The organism is Larkinella sp. C7 (genome assembly GCF_006149005.1).
Lineage (GTDB): Bacteria > Bacteroidota > Bacteroidia > Cytophagales > Spirosomataceae > Larkinella.
The window spans coordinates 1-2,556 of sequence record NZ_VBSL01000044.1 but is presented as its reverse complement, the minus strand read 5'-3'; the positions used below and the strand labels follow the sequence as shown (position 1 = coordinate 2,556).

Annotated in this window: 1 pseudogene; it reads right to left on the bottom strand. The window is 52.9% G+C overall.

The window, feature by feature from the left end:
* Positions 1-2,556: pseudogene (locus FH871_RS33360) on the bottom strand (hypothetical protein); the annotation flags it as partial.

Sequence of the window (2,556 nt, the reverse complement as noted above, 5' to 3'; positions counted from 1 at the left end):
TTTCCATACAAACCGGCCGACCGGACCAGCAAATCGCCCTGCAAATTCGTCGTGCCATTGTAAAAGCTGAAGTGGTCGGCTTTGGTGGAAATTTTCATGCTGTCGGCTTTGGGAAACCACTTCATGACGTAGTTTTTGAGGTCCACCGCCGGAAAATAGGCTTTTCCAAGGACGCCTTCCTTGATCTGCCCCGACTCGCCTGATGCCAGAACCGAATCCGGAGTCATCAGAATGTCTTTGGCCGGTAAGGACGCGTTCAGGTGCGAAATAACGCCTTCGGCCCGTAATCCCTTGCGGTCCATCACCAGTTTTCCGGTAAACTTCAGGTTGCCTTTTCCGCCATACAGCGGATACCCAGCCGCCGGAGCCGCGTGTTCGAAACCCAGCGAATTGTCGGGCATCGATTTCAGGGTGGTTTTGATGGGCGGGAAAATACCGTCGGAGAAGAACGTCCCATCGAACGCAATATCGCCTTTTCCCAGGCTGTCATTGTCCACCGCAGGGACTTTGAAGTAGACGTTTTTGTTGTAAATCAGATTTCCCCGGTTGGGCTGGTTAAAATAAACCGTCATCCCTTCCGGCATCAACAGCCGTTGCGTCGTCTTTTTATCTTTCTGCCGCCCCGATTTATTGCCTTTGTCGGCCAGGAAAACCGTACCCGGTTTTTCATACTGAATATCACCGCCAATCTCCTGATTTTTACCCTGCGGAGTAAATGTAATCGAGTCGATTTTGGTCATGTTCATCGAAAACTGGTCGTAGTTGAAACCCAGCTCCTTGCCCGTATACCGCATGTTGCCGGATTTCAGTTGCCCGGTTAACGTGAAAGCCCGGTTTTTGCCAATTCGCAGCGTTTTGTCCGTCGGAACAGCGGTGATTTTCAATGAATCGCTGATGCTAAACCGCTCAACTCCTCTGATCGTCAAAAACTTATCATTCAGATTGATCGTAGCGTTGGTCGTGCTGTCGTTAGAAGGGTACGTTGAGCGGATCAGGAAGTTGTCGTAATCCTTCCGGCGCGCATTCGCCAGAACATACAGAACGCCCTTCCGGCTCAGTCGCATTTCTTCGGATTTGGGGTCCATGTCGATGTAACCCAGTGCCACCATGCGATTCAGCACGTTGCGCATTACTGGCGGGCTAATCTTGGAATAGGTGGCCAGATCATCGGCAAAAAACGTCTGGGTTTTCTTGACCGTAACGTAGTTAGCCGCCAGTTGGAGCGGATGAAAGCCGAAGTCGGCCGACATCCCGGCATACCGCTCGGGGTAGAAGAAATCGAACGATTCAAACCGCACCGGCACTTCTTTTTTGGCACCAAGCTGGTAGAAATCAACCTTTTGACGCGGTAAATCCCAGCGGACCACTTCGGGTTGAATGTAGAATTTGTGGTAACTATCGCTGAAATAGGTGTCGGAATATCCCGATTTTTCGGCTTTACTCAAGCGGGCAATCCCGGTTTCGCGGTCATACCGAAAGGCGACACCGGGGTGATAGAGTGTATCGACGGCGTCAATGTAGCCGGTAAACGAGACCAGCGGACTGGAAATTAACGAATCGGCGAACTCAAACCGGCGGCTGCTGGCCTTGAAAGCCGGTTTTCCCTTGTAACTGACCTGCAAAAGTGATGACTGCCCATTGGCCGCCGAGCCGTATAATTTCGTTCCCGCCAGCGCAATACCGCCTTTGTACGTGATGCCGTTGCCCAGATTGTTCAGCACGACGTCGTTGGACCATGACATAAACCGGGGGTAGGTTGGTCCCTGCCGCGCCACCCGCTTTTTGCTGTCAAACTCAAAAGTCCCTTTGATCGGTTTGGCGAGGGGCTTGTAGGTCAGCGTCACGTCGTCCGCCGTAATTTTGGGATTGCTAACCACAAAACTGTAATCGGCCAGCGTCACAAACGTCTCCGGCTGCCCCGCCGATTCCCACGAAAACGAACCGCCTTTGCCGACCCAAATCCCGTCTTTCAACAGCAAGGCACCATCGGTTTTCTTCAAAACGACAGAGTCGTTTGCCGTCGTCACGATCAAATCCGCGCCCTTGATTTCCAGAACCGGCCCGTTCAGCACCGGAATCGGCTTTCGCTCGGTCCAGGACATGAGCGGGCTGACCTTTCCGGTTGAATCCAGCGGCAGATCCCAGCCATCAGAATCGTTCGGTTTGGCGGGTTGCGGCTTTTTGGCCGAAGCAATGGTGTCGGTGGCCGATGTGGGTACGCTGCCGTTTGGATCGGCCAAACGAAGTGTGAACGTGCCGCCGTTGGCGTAAAGTTTGTTGTAGTTATTGGTGTAAAGAAACCGCTTTTCGGCAAATAGCCGGACGGTTTCCAACACCTTCGTCAGGCTTTTGGCGTCGTATTTTTCAAACGACTTTTCGGCAATTGTCAGGTAATGATCGACTTCGGCCGGGCTCACCTGCTGCGTAACGATGAGTTGGTACAGCGCTTCGTAAAACGGCGCAAACTGCTGGGCCGCCTGGTAGCGTTTGGTGTTCATTTTCCGGCTCAACGCGATTACGCGCTCTTTCTGCGGAGCCGACAGCCGGTTTTCGGTG